This window comes from Streptomyces sp. NPDC001156 (genome assembly GCF_053598275.1).
In genome coordinates this window covers 61,370-68,373 of sequence record NZ_JBSFJX010000035.1, presented here as the reverse complement: position 1 = coordinate 68,373, position 7,004 = coordinate 61,370, and the positions used below count along the sequence as shown (strand labels likewise).

Sequence of the window (7,004 nt, the reverse complement as noted above, 5' to 3'; positions counted from 1 at the left end):
CGCCCCGTGCCCGCAGGCACGGGGACAGACGGCCTCGCGGTCGCACAGGCACACAGACAGACGGCACCTCGTGCCCGCAGACCCACAGACGGACGCGCCCCGTGCCCGCAGGCACGGGGACAGACGGCCTCGCGGTCGCACAGGCACACAGACAGACGGCACCTCGTGCCCGCAGACCCACAGACGGACGGCACCACATGCCCGCAGGGACACAGACAGACGGCCCCACCCACGCACAAGCCCACAGACAGATGGACGACGGGCCCACAAGCCCAGAGGCCTACGGGCAGCGGACGCCGGGCGGGTGCTCAGACCCGCGGACCGACGTGCGGCTCGCGGGCTACTCGTCCGTCGCCGCCGCAGGCAGTGCCGCGCGGGGGCGGCACCAGCCCTGGGGCCCCCGGGCCCGCAGCCAGGCCGTGGTCTCCTCGGCGGGCATCGCGGCGGCGACCAGCCAGCCCTGCACCGCGTCGCAGCCCAGGTCCCGCAGTCGCTCCCAGGTCTTGTCGTCCTCGACGCCCTCCGCGACGACGAGCAGGCCCAGCGAGTGCGCGAGGTCCACCGTGCAGCGCACGATCTCCGCGTCCTCCGCGTCCACCGCCAGCCGCACCACGAACGACCGGTCGATCTTCAGCTCGCTCACCGGCAGCCGCCGCAGATGCACCAGCGAGGAGTACCCGGTGCCGAAGTCGTCCAGCGACATCTTCACCCCGTGCCCGGACAGCGCCGCCAGGGTGTCCGCGGCCCGCTGGGGGTCTTCCAGGAGCACATGCTCCGTGATCTCCAGCTGCAGCGCTCCGGCGGGCACCCCGTGCCGCGCCAGCCGGGCGGCCACCGACCCGGCGAAGCCCGGGGTGTGGACGTCCCGCGGCGACACGTTCACCGCCACCGGCACCCTCAGGCCCTGCCTGCGCCACCGCGCCACCTGGCCGAGCGCGGTCTCCAGGACGTACTCGGTCAGGTGGGGCATCAGCCCGGAGGACTCCGCGATCGCTATGAACTCGTCCGGCGGCACGTTCCCGCGCTCGGGATGCACCCACCGTACGAGCGCCTCGAGGCCGGCGACCTGCCCGTCGAAGCGGACCTTCGGCTGGTAGTGCAGCGCCACCTCGTGTGCGTCCAGCGCACGCCGCAGATCGCCGAGCAGTCCGAGCCGGTCCGGGGTGTTCGAGTCCCGCTTGGACTCGTACACCTCCACTCCCGTACGGTCCCGCTTCGCCTGGTACATCGCGACGTCGGCCCGGCGCAGCAGGCCCTCCGCGTCCACTGCGTGGTCGGGGAAGACGGCGACCCCGGCGCTGGCCTCCAGGACGAGGGTGAGCCCGTCCAGATCGAGCGGCGAGCCGAGCGCCGCGACGAGATTGCGGGCCGTCCTCGACGCCGACGTCGTGGAGTCCGCGACCGGGAGCAGCACCGCGAACTCGTCGCCTCCGAGCCGCGCGGCCTCCGCCCCGCGCGGCAGTGCGAGCCGCAGCCGCTCCGCTATCTGCAGGAGCAGCCGGTCGCCTGCGAGATGGCCGAGTGTGTCGTTCACCGACCGGAAACGGTCGAGGTCTATCAGCATCAGAGCGGCCCGTGCCCCGATCCGCTCGGCGTCGTCCAGTGCCGTCCAGGTGCGTTCCAGCAGCCACTGCCGGTTCGGCAGCCCGGTCAGCGGGTCGCGCAACTGCTCCTCGGCCCGGGCGCGGGCGATCCACAGCGTGGAGTCGAGGGCGATGAGCGGGATGGAGAACAGGGGCAGCAGGAGCGGCTGCGCGACGGCCACCACGCAGACCAGCGGTGCGATGCCGATCAGGGCGACGGCGACGAGTCCATGCCTGACCAGCGCGGAACGAGCGACGGTGGGCAGCCCGTCGGCGCCCGGGGCGCCCAGGTACCACAGCAGCAGCCGGGTCACCGCCAGATAGGCGGTGGCGACCAGGACGACCTCGGGCGCGGTGTAGACGGTCCAGCTCTGCGGGTCCCAGGGCGATTCGACGGTCGGGACGCTGCCGAAGAGCGCCAGGACGAGCGCCGCGGCACCGATGCCGAGGATGTCGACCGCGCCGTGCAGGACGCCCTGCCGCCAGCGGCCGAGCCGGGCCGCGCCGACCAGGACGACCACGATGAGGCTGACCATCCCGGCCGGTACCCAGCCGTACAGCAGCAGCACGGCGAGGGTCAGGGCGGCGCCCGAGCCCGTGCCGCCCCACCAGCGCACCCGGCCGAGCGCGACCAGGTGACCGACGATGACGCCGGTGAGCACGGCCAGGGACCAGCCGACGGTGCCGGAGGGGAACAGTGCGTGGTGTCCGCCGAACGCCCGGATGAAGCCGGCCCCGAGGACGAACGCGGCGGCCGTGACGACCGCCCCGGGCAACACAGGCCGGGGCGTGTGCCGCTCGCCGTCCCGGCCGGGCAGTACGAGCGCCCGCCGGACCGCGAGCGGACCGGCCGCGGTGGGTGCCACTATGACAGGCAGGCCCGGCGCACCACTTGGGGGGACTCCGGCGCCGAAGGAGGCTCCCGGTGCGGAGGCCGCTCCGGGCAGGAACGCCGGTATGGCGCCGTGCACCTCCACGCGCTTACGGTCCGACGGCCGTGCTGTCCGGCGGCACAATCGCCAGGCGCCGGATATTCGGCGCAGCGGTGGCCGTGAGTCCGGGGCGGCGCTCTCGGTCGGTTCCATTCCCGTCCCTCTCACAGCCGGCAGTGCCCACGCCACGCGGCCCGCTGCCCGACGAACCGTCAACGCCACCGCGTCTGAATACCCGCCACGCGACCGAGCACGGCAGGCGCACACCTCAACAGTAGGCCGCAGAAGCCTTCCACGGGCAGCGGTCGTCGACGGTTGCCCGAATGCGCCCCGGCCACCCGTATGCATCTGGTATGCGCCGAACGGGTGACATTGAACCGCTACTCCCCGGTCGGAAGCGCGACTTCCGCGGCCGCTTCCGGCCCTTGCTCCAACAGGACGGAGAAACCGTCCTCATTGAGAACAGGGACCTTCAACTGCATGGCCTTGTCGTACTTCGATCCAGGATTCTCGCCCACGACCACGAAAGAGGTCTTCTTGGAAACCGAACCGGTCACTTTCGCGCCCCGGCTCTGCAGCGCGTCCTTGGCGCCGTCGCGGGTGAAGTGTTCGAGGGTGCCGGTGACGACGACCGTGAGACCTTCCAGCGGGCGCGGCCCCTCGTCCTCCGCGGAGCCCTCCTCCTCCATTCGAACGCCCGCCGCTTTCCACTTCCGGATGATTTCGCGGTGCCAGTCCTCGGTGAACCACTGCTTGAGCGAGGCGGCGATGATCGGGCCCACGCCGTCCGTGCTCGCCAGCTCCGCCTCGGTGGCCTGCTCGATGCGGTCGATGGAGCGGAATTCACGGGCGAGCGCCTGTGCCGCCACCGGCCCGACGTGCCGGATGGAAAGACCGTTGATGAAACGGGCGAGCGGGCGGCTCTTGGCCTCCTCGATGTTCTGGAGGAGAGCCAGGGTGTTCTTCTTCGGTTCGCCCTTCTGATTGGCGAAGACCGTGACGATCTTCTCCTGGCCCGTCTTGGGGTCGCGTTTGGGCAGGCCGCTGTCCGGGTCGAGGACGTACGCCGTGATGGGCAGCAGCCTCTCCACGGTCAGGTCGAAGAGGTCGCCCTCGTCCGCGAGCGGCGGATCGGCCGGCTCCAGCGGACGGGTGAGCGCTGCCGCCGCCACATCGCCGAAGTGCTCGATGTCGAGGCACTCCCGGCCGGCCAGGTAGGAGACGCGCTCCCTCAACTGGGCCGGGCATGTCCGGCCGTTGGGGCAGCGCAGGTCGATGTCGCCTTCCTTCATGGCCCGCAGGGGCGTGCCGCACTCCGGGCACTCGGCCGGCATCACGAACTCGCGCTCGGTGCCGTCCCGCAGGTCCACGACCGGTCCGAGGATCTCCGGGATCACGTCGCCGGCCTTGCGGAGCACCACGGTGTCGCCGATCAGGACGCCCTTGGCCTTGACCACTTCCTGGTTGTGCAGGGTGGCGAACTCGACCTCGGAACCGGCCACCGTGACCGGCTCGACCTGCGCGTACGGTGTGACGCGACCGGTGCGCCCGACACCCACCTTGATATCGATGAGCTTGGTGTTGACCTCTTCCGGGGCGTACTTGTAGGCGATCGCCCAACGCGGCGCACGCGCCGTGGAACCGAGACGTCCCTGGAGGCGGATCTCGTCGAGTTTGACCACGACACCGTCGATCTCGTGCTCCACCGAGTGGCGGTTCTCCCCGAAGTACGCGATGAACTCACGTACGCCGCCGAGGTCGTCGACCACTTTGTTGTACTTCGCGGTGGGCAGTCCCCAGGTGTGCAGCATGTCGTAGGCCTCGGACAGCCGGGCGAGGCCGCCCTCGAAGCCCTCCAGAGCGCCGATGCCGTGGACCACCATGTGCAGGGGGCGGCCGGCGGTGATGCGCGGGTCCTTCTGGCGCAGGGAACCCGCCGCCGCGTTGCGGGGGTTGGCGAAGGGCTTGTCGCCGCCTTCCACCAGGCGGGCGTTCAGCTCCAGGAACTTCTCCATCGGGAAGTAGACCTCGCCCCGGATCTCCACCAGATCGGGTACGCGGTCGCCCTTGAGGCGGTCCGGAATCTCCGCGATCGTACGGACATTGGGGGTGATGTCCTCGCCCGCGCGGCCGTCACCCCGGGTTGCCGCGCGCGTGAGGCGGCCGTTCTCATAGGTCAGGTTGACCGCGAGGCCGTCGACCTTCAGCTCGCACAGGAAGTGGTACGTGGAGGTGCCGACCTCCTTGGCGACGCGGTCGGCCCAGGCGGCGAGTTCCTCGTCGTCGAACGCGTTGTCGAGGGAGAGCATGCGCTCGCGGTGCTCGACGGCCGTGAACTCCGTCTCGTAGGCCCCCGACACCTTCTGAGTCGGCGAGTCGGGTGTGCGCAGCTCCGGATACTCCTCCTCCAGCGCCTCCAGAGAGCGCAGGAGCCGGTCGAACTCCGCGTCGCTGACGACGGGAGCGTCCTTCACGTAGTACCGGAAGCGGTGCTCCTCGATCTGCTCAGCGAGCTGCGCATGCTGCTCCCGCGCCTCGACGGGCACCGTCGTCTCCGCTTGCTTGTCGCCGGCCACCGTGTTGTCCTCCCGTTACTCAGGGTTGTCCGCGAGGGATCTCGCCGCCCGGACGCAGTGGGCCAGTGCCCTGCGGGCGTAGTCCGGGGAGGCGCCCGCGAGGCCACATGTCGGCGTGAGGGTGACCGCCTCCGCGAGAAGCCCCGGATGCAGCCCCAGCCTGCGCCACAGCGTCCTGACACCCATGACGCTACCGGCAGGGTCCGACAACGGGCCGTCCGTCCCCGGGACGATCCCGGCGAAGAGCCGGGTACCGGCCTCCACCGCCTCCCCGATCGCGTCGTCGTCACGCTCGGTGAGCAGCGAGAAGTCGAAGGAGACCGCTGCCGCGCCCACCCTGCGCAGGAGGGCGAACGGGACGTCCGGCGCGCACGAGTGGACCACGACCGGGCCGTCCGTGTGCACCCCGGCGACGTCCCGCAGCGTGGCCTCGACGATCTGCCGGTCCACGGCCCGGTGGGTCCGGTAGCCGCTGGCGGTCTTCACCTGGCCGCGCAGGACCGCGGTCAGCGACGGCTCGTCGAGTTGAAGCACGAGCCGGGCGCCCGGCACCCGCCGCCGGACCTCCTCGAGGTGGAGGCGCAGGCCCTCGGCGAGGGACCCGGCGAGATCGCGGCAGGCGCCGGCGTCGGAGAGCGCCGCCTCACCGTTCTTCAGCTCCAGGGCGGCGGCGAGGGTCCAGGGGCCCGCCGCCTGTACCTTCAGCGGCCCCTCGTAGCCTTGCGTGAACTCCTCCAGGGCGTCGAGGTCCTCGCCGAGCCAGGAGCGGGCCCGCCTGGTGTCCCGGCCCGGCCGGTCACCGAACCGCCAGCCGCTGGGCTCCAGGCGCGCGTACAGGTCCACGAGCATCCCGGCACTGCGCCCGATCATGTCCGCGCCGGGTCCCCGGGTGGGCAGTTCGGCGAGGAACGGGAAGTCCTCGAAGCTTCCCGTGACGGTCTTGGCGGCCTCCCGCGCGTCCTGTCCGGGCATGGATCCCACCCCGGTGGCGCCACCGAACCTGAACTGGCTGTTTTCGCTCACCCCGGCAGCGTAGGCCCTCCGCCCGCGAGGCCTGCTCGGGGCCGTCCGCGGGACGGGTCCGGAGGCTGGGGACGCCGTCCCGTGGTTCGGCCCGGTATCCCGTCGCCATGCCGGGCCGGCCAGGCCTGGATTCGGCCGCCCCCGTACCGCCCCGTCCCGATGCTGCTCCGGTCGCGGTGCTATGCGCCCGGCCGGACCGTCAGGTCGTTGACCTCCGCGTCCCGCGGCAGGTCCAGGCACATCAGGATCGTCGTCGCCACCGACTCGGGGGCGGTCCACTGGGACGGGTCGTACGTCCTGCCCTCCTGCTGGTGGACCTTGGCCTGCATGGGGCTCGCCGTGCGGCCGGGGTAGACCGAGGTGACCCGGATGCCGTTCCCGTGCTCCTCGTGGCGCAGGGAGTCCGCGAGGGCCTTGAGTCCGTGCTTGGAGGCCGCGTACGCCGACCATTCCGCGTGGGCGTTCAGCCCCGCGCCCGAGTTGACGAAGACGACATGGCCGCGGGACGTGCGCAGTTGGGGCAGGAAGTGGCGGGTCAGCTCGGCGGGGGCGATCAGGTTGACGTTGAGCTGGTGGCGCCAGGACTTCGGGGTCAGCTCGCCCACCCGGCCGAGGTCGACCACCCCCGCGATGTGCAGGAGGGAGTCCACCCGGTCCGGGAGGGTCTGGTGGGAGAACGCCCAGGACAGCCTGTCGGGATCGGACAGGTCGCCGACCAGGGTGCGCGCCCCGGGGAATTCGGCCGCCAGTTCCTTGGCCCGCCCGGCGTCCCGCGCGTGCAGCACGAGGTCGTCCCCGCGCGCGTGCAGGCGGTGCGCCACGGCCGCACCGATGCCGGAGCCAGCTCCGGTGATCACATGAGTTGCCATGTCCGCCATGCTCGCACCACG

At 71.7% G+C, this 7,004-nt stretch carries 4 protein-coding genes; all 4 read right to left on the bottom strand.

The annotated features are described in order from the left end of the window. Positions 1-340: 340 nt before the first annotated feature. The gene (locus ACWDA7_RS19155; protein WP_450605437.1) at positions 341-2,668 is read right to left on the bottom strand and encodes an EAL domain-containing protein; all 2,328 of its coding nucleotides are present in this window, start codon (positions 2,666-2,668) and stop codon (positions 341-343) included. A gap of 227 nt (positions 2,669-2,895) precedes the next feature. Further along, positions 2,896-5,091, bottom strand: a complete 2,196-nt coding sequence (gene ligA / locus ACWDA7_RS19150; protein ID WP_450605436.1) for an NAD-dependent DNA ligase LigA — start codon at positions 5,089-5,091, stop codon at positions 2,896-2,898. Between the two features lie 15 nt (positions 5,092-5,106). Next, positions 5,107-6,114, bottom strand: coding sequence for a methionine synthase (locus tag ACWDA7_RS19145; protein ID WP_450605435.1), 1,008 nt, complete (start codon positions 6,112-6,114; stop codon positions 5,107-5,109). Positions 6,115-6,293: 179 nt separating this feature from the next. Beyond that, positions 6,294-6,983 (bottom strand): SDR family oxidoreductase, encoded by a 690-nt coding sequence (locus ACWDA7_RS19140; protein ID WP_450605434.1) that lies wholly within the window; start codon positions 6,981-6,983, stop codon positions 6,294-6,296. Positions 6,984-7,004 lie beyond the last annotated feature (21 nt).